This window comes from Aequoribacter fuscus (assembly GCF_009910365.1).
Taxonomy (GTDB): Bacteria; Pseudomonadota; Gammaproteobacteria; order Pseudomonadales; family Halieaceae; genus Aequoribacter; species Aequoribacter fuscus.
In genome coordinates this window covers 2,003,679-2,020,179 of record NZ_CP036423.1, presented here as the reverse complement: position 1 = coordinate 2,020,179, position 16,501 = coordinate 2,003,679, and the positions used below count along the sequence as shown (strand labels likewise).

Below are 16,501 nucleotides of genomic sequence, written 5' to 3'. Positions count from 1 at the left end.
TAATTTCCCTTCAGTACTGTTGTAATAAAAGCACAAAATACGGGTTGTTTTCCAGTGGAATTACGTAATTAATGTAGTTTTTTTACAAATTCGGCCCTGGGTTCTCTATGGTCGGCGGTTGAAAATTCAGCTGAACCAAGGTCCACAAGGGTTTATCCTATAGATTGTTTTCAATGTGATGTGTAAGTTTGTCTGACGTATCGAACCATAGGCCGCGCAAGATTATTCACGTCGACATGGACGCGTTTTATGCGAGTGTCGAACAGCGCGATAATCCAGAGCTCCGGGGCAAACCTATTGCCGTGGGCGGTGCGCGGTTGCGCGGTGTCGTAGCGGCGGCGAGTTATGAGGCGCGCAAGTTTGGCGTTAAATCGGCAATGCCCTCGGTTACCGCGCAGCGTTTGTGTCCTGATTTGATATTTGTCAAAGCACGATTTGATGTGTACCGAAGTGTCTCGGCTCAGATTCGCGAGATATTTTCGCGCTATACAGATGTCATCGAGCCCCTTTCTTTGGATGAGGCTTACCTTGACGTGACTCAAGATAAACGAGGCGTCGGCTCCGCAGTGAAAATTGCTCACATGATTCGAAAATCCATATACGAGGAGTTGAACCTCACTGCGAGCGCCGGTATCAGTTACAACAAGTTTATTGCGAAAATCGCGTCAGACCAGAATAAGCCCAATGGTCAGTGTGTGGTGTTGCCCGATGAGGGCGAGGCTTTTGTTGGGCAGTTGCCCGTACGTCGCTTTTATGGGGTTGGTCCGAAAACCGCTGAGAAGATGGCTCGTCTTAATCTTCAAACAGGTGCTGACATTCGCGCTTGCAGCTTGGCTTTTCTAGCCGAAAATTTCGGTAGTTCTGCTGACTATTTGTACAAAGCCTCACGCGGAGTCGATCATCGACCCGTGCGTCCGAACCGCATCCGGAAATCGGTGGGGGCGGAGCGAACCTACCCAGAAGATTTGAGTCAGCTCGAGAGTCTTCGAGAGGCCGTGGTTTCGATTGCTGAAGAAGTTTGGGTGCGCAGTCAAAAGAACGGCTGCCAGGGTAAAACTGCGACCCTGAAAATAAAGTTCAATGATTTTCAGCAAATTACGCGAGCGATGAGTTTAGATCACTTGTTTGGGTCGGAGGCAGAGCTACGCGAGGTGCTACTTGGCTTACTGCAAAAAGAGTGGCCCCTACGTCGGCCAGTCCGATTGGTGGGCGCACAGCTGTCTGGATTGGTGCACCAAGCTCGGCAGGTTGCTGCAAGTGGTGCAGATGCTGTATCGGATGCTTTGGTTGCTCACCCGACACAGTATCCACTGGGTTTTTAGCATCGAGGTCTAGTCGAGGTCCGCCGCACTGTGGCGTTCGTAGCAGCGCTGATCTTCGTCGCCCCAGATGGTATTGACGCGCTTGCCGCGTTGCACTGCTGGGCGAGAATCGATTAAGCGCGCCCAGCGCTCAACGTTCTTGTAACTTGCCACATCCAAAAACTCCTGTGCAGAGTACAGGTTGCCGATGACTAGCATGCCATACCATGGGAAGGTCGCGATGTCCGCAATGGTGTAGTCGTCGCCGGCCAAGTAGGTTCGTGTGGCTAGGTTTTGGTCCAGGACATCGAGTTGCCGTTTGACTTCCATGGCGTAACGATTGATTGGATACTCGTATTTTTCAGGCGCGTAGGCATAGAAATGACCAAAACCTCCGCCCAGAAATGCGGTGCTGGCCATCTGCCAGAATAGCCACGAGAGCGTTTCGGCTCGAGCGCTAGGTTCGGTCGGCAAAAAGTGACCAAACTTTTCGGCAAGATACAGGATGATCGAGCCTGACTCAAAGACGCGGGTAGGTGGGGTGGTGCTGGTATCTAGAAGGGCGGGAATCTTCGAGTTGGGGTTGATATCAACAAAGCCACTCGAGAATTGGTCGCCTTCGAGGATGTTGATCATCCACGCATCGTATTCTGCCTCTGTGACGCCCAGTGCCAGCAGCTCTTCTAGCATAATGGTCACTTTTTGACCGTTGGGCGTGCCGACTGAATGTAGCTGAAACGGATGCTCGCCACGAGGCAGCGCTTTGTCGTGCGTTGCGCCTGCCACCGGACGGTTGATTTGGGCAAAGCGGCCGCCATTGCCTTGGTCCCAAGTCCAAACTTTAGGCGGGACGTAGATGTCTTGACTCATAGGTTCCTCGTTGTGTGGTGGAATCGTATTTCGGTTCAATCAGCTCAAAAAAAACTCGAACAGGCATGTTAACAGCTGTTACATTACATGGGTGGCGTAGTCCGCGCCAGTGTTTGCTTGCGAGACACACCACACGACAACGATAACAGCTGACAAGGGACACATTATGCGAGGATTGAATCGGCGACTTGCGTTAAGTTTAGCGCTGCTGATGAGTGTGTGCGCAAGCGCCATGGCTCAAACCAAACAGCCCAATATCCTGGTGATCTGGGGTGACGACGTGGGGATTTGGAACCTGAGCACCTACAACATGGGGATGATGGGCTATCGAACGCCCAATATTGATCGTATCGCCAACGAAGGGATGAAATTTACCGACTACTACGGCGAGCAGAGCTGCACCGCAGGGCGTTCGGCTTTTATCACTGGGCAGAGTCCGATACGAACGGGTTTGACCAAGGTGGGTATTCCCGGTGCCGATCTGGGTATTCAGGATGAAGACGTGACCCTTGGCGCGATTATGCAAGACCAAGGCTACGTCACGGCGCACTTTGGAAAAAACCATTTAGGCGACAAAGATAAATTCTTACCTACCAATCATGGCTTTGATGAGTTTTTTGGAAACCTGTATCACCTCAATGCAGAGGAAGAGCCCGAAAATCCAGATTACCCGCAAGATCCAGAGTTCCAAAAGCGTTTTGCGCCACGCGGCGTAATTCGTAGCTTTGCCGATGGCCGAGTAGAAGATTCTGGACCGCTGACCAAAAAGCGGATGGAGACTGTTGACGAGGAATTCTTGGATGCGTCTCTAAATTTCATTGATCGCGCGCATGAGCAAGAGAAGCCTTTCTTTGTCTGGTTTAACTCCACGCGCATGCATTACTACACCCACACCGCCGAAAAAGAGCTGGGGTTGTCGGGGCAGGGCTTCTACAACGACGCCATGGTGGGTCACGACATGTTGGTCGGGCAGCTTTTGAACAAGCTGGACGAGCTTGGTATCGCCGATAATACGATCGTGATCTACACCACGGATAACGGTCCGCACTATAACATGTGGCCAGACGCCGCGATCACGCCTTTCCGTGGCGAGAAAAACACTAACTGGGAGGGTGGTTTTCGTGTTCCTGCGATGATTCGCTGGCCCGGTAAAATTCAACCCGGCACCATCAGCAATGAAGTGATGTCCCACTTGGATTGGTTTCCAACATTGGCTAATGCAGCGGGTCGTCCCGATGTTGTCCAAGAACTGCGTCAGGGTAATCGTGTCACGGGCAAACCCTACAAGGTGCATCTCGATGGTTTTGATTTCACCGATCACCTCACCGGTAAAAGTGAGAGAGGGGCGCGCAAAACCTTCTTCTACTGGAGCGACGATGGTGACTTGATGGCCATGCGCGTGGGCGACTGGAAAGCTTTGTTCGCCGAGCAGCGCGCCGCACAGTTCGATGTTTGGCGCGAACCCTTTGTGCATCTGCGCATTCCAAAGTTGTATCACTTGAGACGCGATCCTTTTGAGCGCGCCGACGTCGATAGTAACAACTACAACGATTGGTGGAACCGCCGCGCAGGGCCGCAATTGTCTATCGCGAGGGTGGAGCTAACGAAGTTCCTGATGACCTTCCAAGAGTTTCCTCAGCGTCAGCGACCAGCGTCATTCACGGTGGATCAGATACTCGAAAAGCTGTTTAGCGAAACTCGACAGTAAACACGGGCTGACTATGACGGATCCGATGGCAGCAACAGCACAGGCGGATATTGCATCCGCCTTTTGCGATCTTATCGAGCGACTTTCGACGGAGGTCGTAGGGCAGAGTGAGGTTATACGCGGACTCGTGTTGGCGTTGTTGTGCGACGGACATGTATTAGTTGAAGGGCCGCCGGGAACCGGTAAAACGCGCGCAGTAAAAACCATGGCGCGACATCTAGCAGCTGGCTTTGGGCGTATACAGTTCACCCCAGATCTGCTACCCGCGGACCTTACGGGGTCGGATGTCTACACTGCAAATCGCGAACTCGTGTTTCAGCAAGGCCCCTTATTTAACCATTTGATCCTAGCGGATGAAATCAATCGCGCGCCTGCGCGCGTTCAATCTGCTCTGCTCGAGGCAATGGAAGAAAAACAGGTCACGGTTGGGACGCACACCTACGCCCTGCCGCAACCATTTTTGGTGATGGCAACACAAAATAGCTTGGATCAAGAGGGGACTTATCCTCTGCCTGAGGCACAACTTGATAGATTTTTAATGAAGCTAACGGTGGATTACCCCTCGCGGGAAGCAGACTTGAGCATCTTGAAGCTACAACAGGCCGAAGAGCAACGCGGACTATCCCGCGAAGCTCTGGTTGACCTGGATCAAGTGACCAAGGCGCGTGAGCAAATCAGCCAAGTCAGAGTGTCAGATGCGATCGAGCAATACATCGTTGATGTGGTTCAGGCGACTCGGCATCCCGAGCAATATTCTGAGCAGTTGGCCGCGTGGTTAAGGCATGGTGTCGGTGCTCGAGCGATACTCTCTTTGCATCGTGTGGCTAGAGCCAGCGCTTGGTTAAAGGGGCGTGACTACGTGGTGCCCGAAGACGTCAAAGAATATCTGGCACCGTGTTTATCCCATCGTCTAAGTTTAAGCTACGAAGCCTTGGCGAACTCTGTGACCACCCGAGACCTGATCGAGGCCTTGAGCGAGCATGTTGTCGCACGCTGATTCAGACCTAATTGAGCCCCGCGTCTATACCTCTTACCGTCGCTTAATCAATCTGCACACCGCAGGTTTGCATGCCGCGGGGTGCAGGGCCGTTCAATCTGCTAGACCGCAAGCGGGTATAAGCCGGAGTCAGAGCTTGGGGCGAGGTGTTGAATTTGCCGAGCTCAAGGCTTATCAACCTGGTGATGATACCCGTCACATCGATTGGCGAGCCACAGCGCGAACGGGTACGCCTTGGGTGCGAGTGTTTGAGTCTGATCAGCACAAGATCCTGACCTGCATTGTTGATCAGACGAGTAACTTACTGTTTGGCTCAAGGGTATTCACCAAGGCATTGGTGGCGGCGGAATTGGCGGCTGTGTGTTGTTGGGATCACCTTGCCCTGGGATATACCATTCGTTTGTTGTTACAGACGGAGCAGGGCTTAGAGTTAGCGGGAATCGCCACCAATACCGCAGAACTGAGCGCCTGTTTTCGTGTTCTTGCAGATCATAACCAAGCGCTTCGGGCCTTTGGGCAGGGTTCGCCCAGAGATGACGAGAAAGTGGTGATTGATGAGTTAGCTCGTCAGACTCAAAGGCAGGACATTTATTGGTTTAGCTCATCAACTCAATGGTATTCATCCTCGGCAAAAGCGCTCGCAATGCTGGGGCGTCTGCACGACGTTAACTTGGTACTCGTTGACGATCCTTTGGATACCGACATCGGTCGTATGAAAGGACTTGATATGCTCGGACGCGCTGGGCACTGTTTACAGACAAGTCTGCGGACTCACGCTGATTTAGCTGTTGCAGGCCAGCGCTTAATGAGTGATATACAAGCTCTGATCAGAGAGATTAAGAGTATGGGTGTCGTGGTGTATCAAGCAGATAACTGCCACGATATTCGGCTTCAGTATCACTCGCATCGCGGCTTCGGGCGCTTCGAGGCCTAGCATGTTCCAGCCTAACAGCGCGTTGGCGCCATTTAATGAACCAGAGATCATTCTCACCATTAGTCACTGGCCGCAAAGTTGGGGCTGGTATGGTCTGTTAGCTGCCGCGGTGATTTGGAGTTTGGCCAAACTTCGAACCCACCTAAAACGTTGGTGGCGTAATCGATATCGACGTGAGGCGTTGCGACGCTTGGACGGCATTGCAAGACAGCCCATCGAAACGCGACTATCGGCAGCCCATGAGCTCCTCAAAATCGTATCAGTCTATGTGTATGGTCGCCCAATGACGGCGAAATTGGCAGACACTGATTGGTTCGATTTGCTCAATGCTGCGGTAGCTACGCCTGTGTTTTCAAAAGAGTTGCAGTCATCCTTGCATCGCGCTCTGTATTGCGACCAAGCGTTGAGCGAAGCGGAACTTCAGGCTTATCTTGAGGCGATTGCATTGTGGCTAAAAATGCACGGTCTGGGGCGTGATGATGGTTGAATTTAGCCATCCATGGTGGTTACTGGCGCTGGTGTTGATACCCGTGTTGTCTCTCTTACCCGCGTGGAGCAAGGTGCACGACACGCTGTGGTTTCCAGCCACCGACCGGGCGATTCAGAATTTGCCCAACATAAAGGCTGTGCGCAAACTGTCCGCTTGGTTTTATGCCCAGGTATGGTTGGGGTTGGCCTTGTTAATCGTGGGCCTGGCCAACCCTGTCTATACCGTAAAGGAACAGTTTAAAGGTTTGGCTGGACGCGACATCATGCTGGTGTTGGATACTTCTCAGTCCATGGAAATAGCGGACATCGAAGGCCAGTCTGGCCAGGCAATGGCCTTATCGCGGTTAGACGCCGTGAAGCAAGGCGTGATGTCATTACTGGATGCATCAGAGGGCAATAGAATTGGATTGATTGCCTTTGGGGAACAATCGTTTGTGATGAGCGATCTGACAGCCTATGGAGATACCGTACGCTATATGGTCTCTCAGCTTGAGACCGGCTTTGCTGGTGACAGTACCCGACTGGGTGATGGTGTTGGGTATGCTGTGTCACTTCTGGCAGATGTTGACTCTGAGCGAGCTATTGTGGTGTTGATCACAGATGGCAACGACACCGGCAGTGATTTACCTCCCGTTGAAGCCGCACGTTTAGCGAAAGCTCTGGATGTGAAACTCTACGTCGCCGCAGTAGGCGCAGACGTGAGTACAGACCGCGAACCCATTGATGAAGCTTTGTTACGGCGTTTGGCTGAGCGCACAGGTGGAGCGTTTTTTCGTATTGCCCAGGTCATTGATTTCGATGCGATGTGGCAGACCTTGGAGGGTCTAGAGCCTAAGCAAGAGCGAGTAAGCGAGCGCGTTAAACGCATACCCTTGGGCTGGATTGCTTGGGTGGCCAGTTTTTTGCTTTTCGTATTCGCAGCGTTTTGGGCCACACGTTCTCAGGTAGGGGAGGGGCGATGAATACGCTTGAACTCTGGTTTGTGCGACCTTGGGCGCTTATTGGCATTGGGCCGATTCTCTTGTTGTGGTGGCATTTACGCGCCGTTGCGGGATCGAATCCTGCCAATGCGTTGCCTAAAGTGTTGGCCGATGTGCTCGTTCGTCGCTCGCCTTTGGGTGGTGGGCGTTGGATTCGAATGACTGTAATGACGCTCCTGCTGAGCGTTGTATTTGCCGTTGCAGACCCCCTGCTGCCCGCTGCTGAGGGAGATAAGCGCTTTACTGATAGCACTTGGCTCATCGCGATTGATCTCAGTGGCGACCTTGCAGGAGGTCAGCAGGCGTTGCAAACCTTGCATGCGCAGTTAGACGCGTTGATACAACAAAAAAGTGCCGCCGTGGTTGGTATATTGGCGTTCGCGGGAAGTGCCCACTGGGTCTTACCTCCTACCGATGACGACAATCTGTTAAGACGCTACGTGTACAGTTTGGACAGTACGTTAATGCCCTTGCAGGGTTTACAGCTTGCGCCTTTGGCACGAGCATTGGGCGAGATACGGATAGGCGGTGACTTTACGCCGGTTGTTTTGGTGACGTCTTCTGGGGGCTTAAGTACCCTCAAGCAGCAGATTAATCAGTGGGGAGCGCTCGAACACCCCCTCGTCACAATGGACTGGTCGAATCCGGGTAGCGTTGATTCCACTTTGCGGCGTTTGGAGCGCTTGCACTTGGGGTTTGCCAAAGACCAGGGGCAGGCCATTGGGCATTGGTTTGCCCTTGTCGCATTGCTCTTGGCATTTTTTGTCTACCGAGATCAGTGGCACAAAGCCGTTGTGGCCAGTCTGGTTTTGGTTTGGGTCGCTTTACCTGCACCGAGGGTCGAGGCCGCGCCTGACCAGGTTGGGACGAAGCAGGCAGTAGACGAAGAGGAAATACCGCCACCTCTGAGCCTACTACTCGACATGTGGTTAACGCGCGACCAGCAAGGTTATTGGTTGCTGCGATGGGGTGAAAATCTCGCCGCATCGCAACGATTTGAGTCTTCATTGGGGCGAGGACTGGCCCTGTATAGGATGAGTCGCTTTAGGCAGGCGGCGACTGAACTGCAAGCCGTGGATACTTTTGAAGCCAAGTTTTTGGAAGGCAATGCCTGGGCACACAGTCGAGATTATCGACAGGCTCTTTTGGCCTATGATGAGGCTTTGCGGTTGGAGTCCGATCATCCAGGGGTTTTGCACAACATCCAGCAAATTCAATCGCTACTCGAACTCGCCGCCGAGCAGGGCGAATCGCAGCAAGCCGATATGGGGGATGTTGTGACCTTTGAGACTGAGCAGGCGCAGGATGAGGAGGCAAGTATGAGTGATCAAGAGCTCGTTATGCTGGAGACAATCGAAGCCGATCGTTTATTGTCAGACCCTGAAGCACTCAAGCGCTGGCGCGCCAGAGTCGAATCCAGTCCGCAGCGATTTTTGGCGAACCGCTTTCGCCAGGAGTGGTTAGAGCAACAGGGCGAGGATACAGCCAATGACTAGCGGGATTCGTCCTGGTGTCTCTTGGGTATTTTTAGGCATTCTGCTGGTTGTCAGTTCGAATGCCTTAGGGGGCGGGGCTCAGCTGGAGATGCGCGTTGTCGATGAGTATCCCCTAGTGTCGGGCCAGATTGTGACGGTTGAGCTTAGCTTGCGTAGCGAATCGCCGATCGTTGGTGCCGCTACATTCGTTCTACCAGAGCTCGAGTTTGGCGTCTGGTTAGAGCAGTCGCGAACCAGCTATAACGGTTTTGTCTTGCGTGATGGTCGACGAGTTCCCACTCTGGTAACCAGCTATGCTGTGTGGCTCCAAAAAGTTGGGCGGTTTCAATTACCAGAGGTGCAGGTGACAGCGCCAGTGCTAATCGATGGGACGAAAAGCGACCTGGAAGCCGCAGCACGGGGGCTGTCTTTATCGATTCAATACCCGCAGGTAGACCCTCAACCAAAGGACTTCCTAGTGGCGGATGAAGCTCAAATTTCATCGTTTTTGGATTTGCCGACGGAGCTTTACCCTGGGCAGATCATCGAGCAGATCTTAACGATCAGGGCGCGGGGTGCGTTGCCGGTGAGCTTTCCCGACGTTGATGTTATGCCCTCTAGGGCATATAAAGTGGATCGGCTTCCTGTTGACAGTTCCGTTGACTACACACGCGGTGTGGTCAGTTCGACGCAGGTCGTGACGCTGCGGTACACATTGCTTGAGAGTGGTAGGCAAATGATTCCGAGTTATTCCTTTGACTGGTGGAATACGGACTTACATCAGTTTCAAACCTTGCGTTCCAAGCCCTACGAAATCCAAGTGAACGCTTCAGATGTGGTGGATGACGCCTCAGGTAGCAAGGTGATGACGTTTTGGCTGTGGGGTATCTTGCCGGGTTTGGTGCTCGCTTGGGCTGTGGTGAACTACTGGAAGCCCATGCTCAGCGCCTGCAAGCGGCTCAGAAGTCCCGTTTTACCGGAGCGATTAAATCCCTAACGTCGCGCCTGATGCCACGGCTGGGGACTGGTATTTTCGGGGCGACTCAGGCACTCTTGAGAGCCTTCCAATAATAACTAAGGAACTCTTATGTCGTCTCCAATTCTTGCGCCTGCGGCGGTACTTATCGCTTGGTCTATGGTTATGTGGGGGTGGCTGTTAGTCACTCGCATCGGATCGTTTAAAGCGGCTGGTGTTGATCTGAAAACCGCAAAAAAAGGTGCCCGTGGTGTCGATCTGGAGGCTGTGTTGCCGCCTGAGGTGATGTGGAAATCGCATAACTACAATCATTTAATGGAGCAACCCACCTTATTTTATGCCGTGGTTATGATTTTAGCCTTAGCTGGTTTTGGCGATGGTTTGAACGCGCAGCTAGCATGGGCGTATACCGTTTTGCGTATTGCCCACAGTCTATGGCAGGCCACCATCAATACCGTACCCGTTCGATTTTTACTCTTTTTATTATCTAGCCTGTGCTTGATCGCTTTGAGCCTTCATGCTGTGATGGCTACTGTGTGATCAGTAAGAGGTCCTTATGTCGTTTAAACACTTAGTTCATCCTTCACTCGAACCTATGACCTCTCCGGAAATGGCGTTTGAGATGAATGCCGAAACGCTGCAAGCCATGAGGGATCAGCGTTCACAACCCATAGGGCTTGAATACGTTCAAGATTTGCCGGTCACTTCTAAGGCGGTATTTACCACCTTAGAGGATGGTCACGAGTTGAAGTTGGTCATTTATCAACCTGAAAATCGCTCCGCTGAAGCATTACCCGTGATTTATCACATTCATGGCGGCGGCATGGTAATGGGTACTCCCGAAATGATGGAGGTGCGGAATAAGCTCTTGGCCGATAAGTTGGGTGTTGCTGTAGTAAGCGTCGATTATCGTTTGGCACCCGAATATCCGCATCCCATTCCAGTGGAGGACTGCTACGCGGGTTATCAGTGGACGGTCGCAAATGCTAAAACTCTTGGATTCGATACATCACGTATTGTTTCAATGGGAGAAAGCGCAGGTGGCGGTCTAGCTGCGGCGCTGAGCTTGCTGTTGCGAGACCGCGGCGATCGCTCACTCCTCGGGCAATATCTGATTTATCCGATGCTGGATGACCGAACAGCCTCCAGTGTGGAACCTGCGCCTCCTGTTGGTGAATTTATCTGGACACGCGCCTCCAATCGTTTTGGGTGGGGTGCCTTGCTTGGGCAAGAACCTGGCGGCGAGAGTGTGTCGCCTTACGCGGCGCCTGCACGAGCTGCAGATTTATCGGGGTTGCCCACCACCTTCATGTACACAGGGGCCTTGGATTTATTCATGGAGGAAGATCTCGACTACGCCAAGCGCTTAATGTGCGCGGGTGTGCCTACTGAGTTACATGTCTATCCTGGCGCTATTCATGCGTTTGAAATGCTGCTCGCGGGGCCACTTGCTGAGCAGGCATCGACGGATATTCAGAGAAGTTTGCGAGCTTTACTGCAATTGTAGGTCAATGCTTGGGGCTGCCTTGCCGGAGTCGTGATAACAGACAGCCCCTATTGCCCTCACGATACTCTTGGGATGCAGCCGTAGTCTGGGTTTTATTTGCATTCGCAGGCGAGCGTGCTAATCTGAGCATATTCGAAAATAATAATATTTAGGGTATTCTTATGACTTACGCACACCTGCGACATGTTCTTCTCTGTCTTCTTTTGATTTCTTCCGCGGTCAGTCAAGCCGCAGATCGATACAAGCCCTTTGTGCTTGCCTATACCTCTGATGCCGCTTTTGAGGACGTCGTTAGCGAGGTGAAATCAAAGCTCGAAAGCTCTGGCTTTGAGGTGCTGACTGATTACCGACCTTACGATGGCGCCTCGGCGCTGGTGGTATCCTCGAATGACTTAAAAGCGCTTTCCAACGAAAGTAAGCTCAGCGGTTTTGCGTCCACCCTGCGAGTGGGCGTTAACCAAGTTGAGGATGGTGTACAGGTAAGCTATCTCAGTCCAGAGTATCTGGGGATGGCGTATCGTATTGAGTCAGATATGGACGCCTATACTCAAGCGCTTGCTGCTGCGCTAGGCGAGGGCGAAGCGTATGGCTCTAATAAAGGTCTGACCGAGAAAAAGCTGCGCAAGTACCACTACACCTTCGGCATGGAATACTTTGATGATCCCTATGTGCTGGGCACATTCAGCTCGCAACAAGAGGCCTTGGATGCAGTAAGAGCTGGGTTTGCGCATAATTCTACTGGCGTTTCGTCGTTGTATGAATTGACTTTAAATCGCGCCGATACTTCCCTTTTTGGTGTGTCAATGACAGGCAAAGGTGATGACGACAGCAAGTATTACGACGACGCCTATCAAATGAGTATTGTCGATTTTAAAGAGCACAAATCTTCGGCATACTTACCCTATCAGGTGTTGGTTGTTGACGGCGACGTCCTTGCCCTGCACATGCGCTTTAGAATGGCGGTGCACTTCCCAGACTTGAGCATGATGGGTAAACACAGCTTTATGACTTTGATGCCAAGTCCTAAAGCCATTCAAGGCGCGTTAACAGCCGCCGTTAACGGAGAGTAGTTGCTGGAGGGTACGTGACACAATGCCAAAATTGTAAGGCGCAACTGTCCGGCCCCTACTGTGCTCAGTGTGGTCAAAAGCACAATCCGAAAATACCTCCGGTGCTGGATTTTTTGGGTGAATTTACCGAAGCCTTCACTCACGCGGACTCGCGCCTTTGGCGCACGCTCTGGCTGCTGTTGGTTCGCCCCGGCGAATTACCCAAGCGCTATTTCGCCGGCCAGCGTGCCCAGTTCTTACCTCCTTTGCGGTTGTATTTGCTCATTACCATAGGGTTTTTTCTACTGCTCTCTATCGACGCGCGTATGGGTGATGCTAACGTCGATACGCCCCTCATTGAAGTTAGGGCAGAGGAGGCTGCTGACGCTGTGACCGAGCAACGGAAACCGTGTGACGTGCAGTACAGCGGTCCAGCTAAAGATTATTTGCTGCCCAAAATACAGGGGGCCTGCGAGCAAGCGCTTAACGACAATGGCCAGTCATTATCCCAGCGCTTCATTGCCAATGTGCCCAAAGGCATGTTCGTACTCATGCCCCTGTTCGCTGCGACCATGATGCTATGGTACTGGCGACCAAAGCGCTATTTTATGGAACATTTAATCTTGCAGGTGTCGAACCACAGCGCGATGTTCTTGGTAGGCTCGATAGTTGTTAGCTTTGAGTGGGTCCTACCTGTTGTATTGCACGGTCCTCTCGAGCTCGCGTTGGTACCTTACGGACTGTTTTATTGCGTCACAAGTCTGAGGGTGTACTACCAGCAATCTCGGGCCTTGTCGTGGTTTAAATTTGGGTCTTTGATGATAGTCTATGGATTGTTATTGATCTCGGTTTTGGTCACGACGGGTATTGCCTCTATCATTTAACGTTCAACGCAAATAACACGTTCATCATAACGACAAGGATAAGCATGAGTAGCGAAGGTTCAATCAGCACGGAAGTGCGCGGTAATGTCTTTTTAATTGGCCTAAATCGACCAGAGAAATACAATGGTTATACGCCTACGATGGCAAAGCAATTGGTCGAGGCGTTTACCCGGCTTGATGAAGACGACAGTCTTTGGGTGGGCTTGATTCATGCCCATGGCGACCATTTTACGGCGGGGTTGGATTTACCTAAGTGGACGAACGCGATGGAAGACTCCACTGGTGTGAGTCGCCCGCGAGAGGGATGTGACCCTGTCGCATTGGGTCGTGCATGCAAAAAGCCGGTAATCACCGCGGTCAAAGGTATTACCTATACCTTCGGTATTGAACTGGCCTTAGCTGGCGATATTGTTATTGCTGCCGACAATGCTCGATTTTCTCAGCTTGAACCTGCACGTGGCATTCATGCAACGGGTGGCGCGACGTTCCGTTTTGTGGAGCGCGCCGGGTGGGGTAATGCGATGTACCACTTGCTCACTAGTGATGTGTTCGATGCGGCCGAGGCACTCAGAATTGGTCTGGTACAAGAGGTTGTGCCCTTCGGGCAGGAGTTTGAACGCGCGCTGGAGTTGGCACAGCACATTGCGACAACGCAGGCACCTTTAGCTGTTCAGGCAACCAAAGCCAGCGCGCGCCGTTTTCTTAATGAGGGCGTTCAGGCCTGCATTGATGCGCTGGACCCTGTGCAAGCAAAGTTGATGCAAAGCCAAGACTCCATCGAGGGCGTGCAAAGCTTCATTGAACGCCGCCAGGCGAAGTTTCAAGGCAAATAACCCCCATGGATTGCGGCGCAGGACTAGGTCGTCCAGCCGCCTGCAAGGGGTATAATTTGTCCCACCACGTGCTCCACATCGGGGTCCGCTAAATAGGCGGCTAGTTTGGCCGTCTCCAGACCCCTACCGACTTTTTTAGTTGGGACTTGAGAAGACAAGTTGCTGATGAAGCGTGGATCCTGCATCAGTTCCGGCGGGTAGTAGGTATCGTTTTCGATATAGTTTTGCCCAATGGCGTTAGCTTGCACCCCAAACTTAGCCAGTTCCAAGCCCGCGCCTTTGATAAAGGCGTTTTGTGCGCCGCGCGCGGCACAGTAGCCGGAGGCAAAAGGGATGCCTCGCAAGGGCGCCGCCGACGTAATCGCCACAATCTTGCCGTGTCCTCTCGCTTTCATGGGGCCGCTGACATGGCGCACAATCCGCATTAATGGGTGAACAAGGTGATCAAACAACAGGTTCCAATCGTCGTCTTGAATGGCTTCTAGCGCGTCTTTACGAGGTGGCTCGGCCAAGTTCGCGATGACAATATCGGGTATCTCCGCAAGAGTCTCCCGCAAATAATGATCGTCATATAAGACATGCATGTCGCGTGTTACGATCGCACCGAGACGTTCGAATTCGTCAGCAATGGACGGACCCATGTAACGATCTGCAGAGGTAACCCAGACAGATTTGCCGCTAAACTGACTCATGATGTGCTCCTTGGTCAACATGAAGTCTTTGGCTGCAGCGTGAAACAAATAGCATTGCTACTTGGAACGGCTTTGTTAGACTTCATTAAAACATGTGAGGCTTATTCTGATGTCTTTAGTCCGTATTGCAACCATCACCACCGTTTTGTTGGCGTCGAGCGTTACCAGCGCGCAAGATTTTGATCGTCTGGGCTTTTACGAGTATCTCCACGCAAACCCCGAGCTGTCTTTTCAAGAAGAGAAAACATCGGCGCTGCTCGCACGCACCTGGCGACAGGCGGGCTTTGAGGTAACCGAGCAGGTGGGGGGGCACGGCGTGGTCGGTCTCCTAGAAAATGGAGAGGGCCCGACATTAATGATTCGTATGGATACCGATGCTTTGCCGGTGCAAGAGCAAACCGGGTTGCCCTACGCGAGTCGAGCAAAAGCCATCGAGATGACGGGGCAGGAGGTACACGTGATGCACGCTTGTGGTCACGATGTGCATATGACCGTGGGGACCGAAACAGCCCTCAACTTGGCGATGCAAAAAGAGGCATGGCAGGGGACTTTGATGGTGATAGCGCAGCCTGCCGAGGAGCGTGGGGCGGGGGCCAAAGCCATGTTAAATGATGGTCTGTTCGAGCGCTTCGCGACACCAGATTACAATTTGTCTCTGCACACATTGGCTACCTTGCCTGCGGGCCAAATTGGCTACGTGCCGGGCTGGATGATGGCAAACGTCGACTCGGTCGACATTCAGTTGAAGGGTGTTGGCGGACATGGGGCCTACCCACATAACGCCAAAGACCCGATTGTGTTGGCGGCGTCGATCATTATGGATCTGCAGACACTCGTCTCACGCGAGATTCATCCAGTAGAGCCGGGTGTGGTTACGGTCGGTTCGATTCACGCGGGAACGAAACACAACATTATTCCCGATTCGGCAACTTTACAGCTAACCGTTCGTTCTTATTCAGATGCGACAAGAGAAACCTTGCTTAAGGGGATTCGTCGCATTGCAATCAAAAATGCAGAGGCAATGGGTTTTCCGGAAGACTTGCTACCCGTGGTAGAAGTGAAAGATGAGTATACGCCGGCGCTATGGAATGACCCAGAGTTAGTGGCGCGCAGCGTTGCGGTCATGAAATCTGTTATTGGCGCTGCTAACGTGATTGAAGTGACGAAAGAGATGGGGGGTGAGGATTTTGCTCGCTATGGACGTACCGACGAAAAAATTCCCAGCTTTATGATCCGTTTGGGCGTTGTGCCCGATGCAAAATGGGAGGCTTTTCAGCGTGGCGAGACGAACCTGCCGTCGCTTCATTCGCCATTTTTTGCGCCAGACCCTGCAAAATCGATCGATACCGGGGTTAAAGCCATGACGGCGATGGCGCTGGATTTGCTGCAGAATTAGCGGATGATCCAGCGTTAAAGTCTGGCGAGCTGAGCGGAATTTTCTAGTGCGTATGCTCTGTAACCACTGGCACTAAGCGCCTTCTGCTACGACAGGTTAAAACACCTGCGTGCCACGACTGTACTCGTTTGATGACAGCTATGTCGACGTGGGATACCGCGCCCACTTTGCTCCTATGGTCGCAAAATGTCGAACCTCCGGTTCTCGTCCGGCTCGAATGTCGGGGACGCTAGGAGGTGCTCGAGCTGCTAGGGATTTGGATTTCTTTTTTGGTACCGGAGGCCGGATTGATAAAAGCGGCGTTGCCTCCGCCGCTTTTAGTTGCTGCGCAACCGCCGTCGCTGCGCTCCTGCGCCCACTTTGCTCCTATGGTCGCAAAATGTCGAACCTCCGGTTCTCGTCCGGCTCGA

At 52.5% G+C, this 16,501-nt stretch carries 16 protein-coding genes; 14 read left to right on the top strand and 2 right to left on the bottom strand.

What is annotated here, in order from left to right; translation table 11 throughout:
- Positions 1 to 188: 188 nt before the first annotated feature.
- Positions 189 to 1,322: a DNA polymerase IV gene (dinB, locus tag EYZ66_RS09065; RefSeq protein ID WP_040815894.1), complete on the top strand. Its 1,134-nt coding sequence runs from the start codon at positions 189 to 191 to the stop codon at positions 1,320 to 1,322.
- A gap of 9 nt (positions 1,323 to 1,331) precedes the next feature.
- On the opposite strand, the gene yghU is transcribed toward dinB, so the two are convergent.
- Positions 1,332 to 2,171 carry a glutathione-dependent disulfide-bond oxidoreductase gene (yghU, locus tag EYZ66_RS09060; RefSeq protein WP_009574642.1) on the bottom strand — a complete coding sequence of 280 codons (840 nt, stop codon included), beginning with the start codon at positions 2,169 to 2,171 and terminating at the stop codon, positions 1,332 to 1,334.
- 166 nt (positions 2,172 to 2,337) lie between these two features.
- Here yghU and EYZ66_RS09055 point away from each other — a divergent pair, with 166 nt between their 5' ends.
- From EYZ66_RS09055 to EYZ66_RS09000, 12 genes are all read left to right on the top strand, one after another.
- Entirely contained in the window at positions 2,338 to 3,879 is a 1,542-nt protein-coding gene (locus EYZ66_RS09055; RefSeq protein ID WP_009574643.1) for an arylsulfatase, read from the top strand.
- Positions 3,880 to 3,892: 13 nt separating this feature from the next.
- The gene (locus tag EYZ66_RS09050; protein WP_235714621.1) at positions 3,893 to 4,876 is read left to right on the top strand and encodes an AAA family ATPase; all 984 of its coding nucleotides are present in this window, start codon (positions 3,893 to 3,895) and stop codon (positions 4,874 to 4,876) included.
- The gene (locus EYZ66_RS09045) at positions 4,860 to 5,810 is read left to right on the top strand and encodes a DUF58 domain-containing protein (RefSeq protein WP_040815899.1); all 951 of its coding nucleotides are present in this window, start codon (positions 4,860 to 4,862) and stop codon (positions 5,808 to 5,810) included. Before EYZ66_RS09050 ends, EYZ66_RS09045 begins: the two co-directional genes overlap by 17 nt.
- Position 5,811: 1 nt before the next feature.
- Positions 5,812 to 6,297: a DUF4381 domain-containing protein gene (locus EYZ66_RS09040; protein WP_160195652.1), complete on the top strand. Its 486-nt coding sequence runs from the start codon at positions 5,812 to 5,814 to the stop codon at positions 6,295 to 6,297.
- The gene (locus EYZ66_RS09035) at positions 6,287 to 7,261 is read left to right on the top strand and encodes a VWA domain-containing protein (RefSeq protein ID WP_083814316.1); all 975 of its coding nucleotides are present in this window, start codon (positions 6,287 to 6,289) and stop codon (positions 7,259 to 7,261) included. The genes EYZ66_RS09040 and EYZ66_RS09035 overlap by 11 nt, the downstream gene beginning before the upstream one ends.
- The gene (locus EYZ66_RS09030) at positions 7,258 to 8,775 is read left to right on the top strand and encodes a vWA domain-containing protein (protein ID WP_160195651.1); all 1,518 of its coding nucleotides are present in this window, start codon (positions 7,258 to 7,260) and stop codon (positions 8,773 to 8,775) included. The genes EYZ66_RS09035 and EYZ66_RS09030 overlap by 4 nt, the downstream gene beginning before the upstream one ends.
- The gene (locus EYZ66_RS09025) at positions 8,768 to 9,751 is read left to right on the top strand and encodes a BatD family protein (RefSeq protein WP_009576995.1); all 984 of its coding nucleotides are present in this window, start codon (positions 8,768 to 8,770) and stop codon (positions 9,749 to 9,751) included. The genes EYZ66_RS09030 and EYZ66_RS09025 overlap by 8 nt, the downstream gene beginning before the upstream one ends.
- Before the next feature lie 90 nt (positions 9,752 to 9,841).
- On the top strand, positions 9,842 to 10,270 hold the full coding sequence (locus EYZ66_RS09020) for an MAPEG family protein (protein ID WP_009576996.1): 429 nt from the start codon (positions 9,842 to 9,844) through the stop codon (positions 10,268 to 10,270).
- Positions 10,271 to 10,286: 16 nt separating this feature from the next.
- Entirely contained in the window at positions 10,287 to 11,237 is a 951-nt protein-coding gene (locus EYZ66_RS09015) for an alpha/beta hydrolase (RefSeq protein WP_009576997.1), read from the top strand.
- 161 nt (positions 11,238 to 11,398) lie between these two features.
- Positions 11,399 to 12,307: a DUF302 domain-containing protein gene (locus tag EYZ66_RS09010; protein WP_040817585.1), complete on the top strand. Its 909-nt coding sequence runs from the start codon at positions 11,399 to 11,401 to the stop codon at positions 12,305 to 12,307.
- Between the two features lie 14 nt (positions 12,308 to 12,321).
- A complete protein-coding gene (locus EYZ66_RS09005; RefSeq protein WP_009576999.1) occupies positions 12,322 to 13,170 on the top strand; it encodes a DUF3667 domain-containing protein in 849 nt (282 codons plus the stop codon).
- 44 nt (positions 13,171 to 13,214) lie between these two features.
- The gene (locus EYZ66_RS09000; protein ID WP_009577000.1) at positions 13,215 to 14,003 is read left to right on the top strand and encodes a crotonase/enoyl-CoA hydratase family protein; all 789 of its coding nucleotides are present in this window, start codon (positions 13,215 to 13,217) and stop codon (positions 14,001 to 14,003) included.
- Positions 14,004 to 14,026: 23 nt separating this feature from the next.
- On the opposite strand, the gene EYZ66_RS08995 is transcribed toward EYZ66_RS09000, so the two are convergent.
- Positions 14,027 to 14,695 (bottom strand): SDR family oxidoreductase, encoded by a 669-nt coding sequence (locus tag EYZ66_RS08995; protein ID WP_040817588.1) that lies wholly within the window; start codon positions 14,693 to 14,695, stop codon positions 14,027 to 14,029.
- Between the two features lie 109 nt (positions 14,696 to 14,804).
- On the opposite strand from EYZ66_RS08995, the gene EYZ66_RS08990 reads away from it, so the two are divergent.
- Positions 14,805 to 16,091, top strand: a complete 1,287-nt coding sequence (locus EYZ66_RS08990; RefSeq protein ID WP_009577002.1) for an amidohydrolase — start codon at positions 14,805 to 14,807, stop codon at positions 16,089 to 16,091.
- Positions 16,092 to 16,501: the final 410 nt, after the last annotated feature.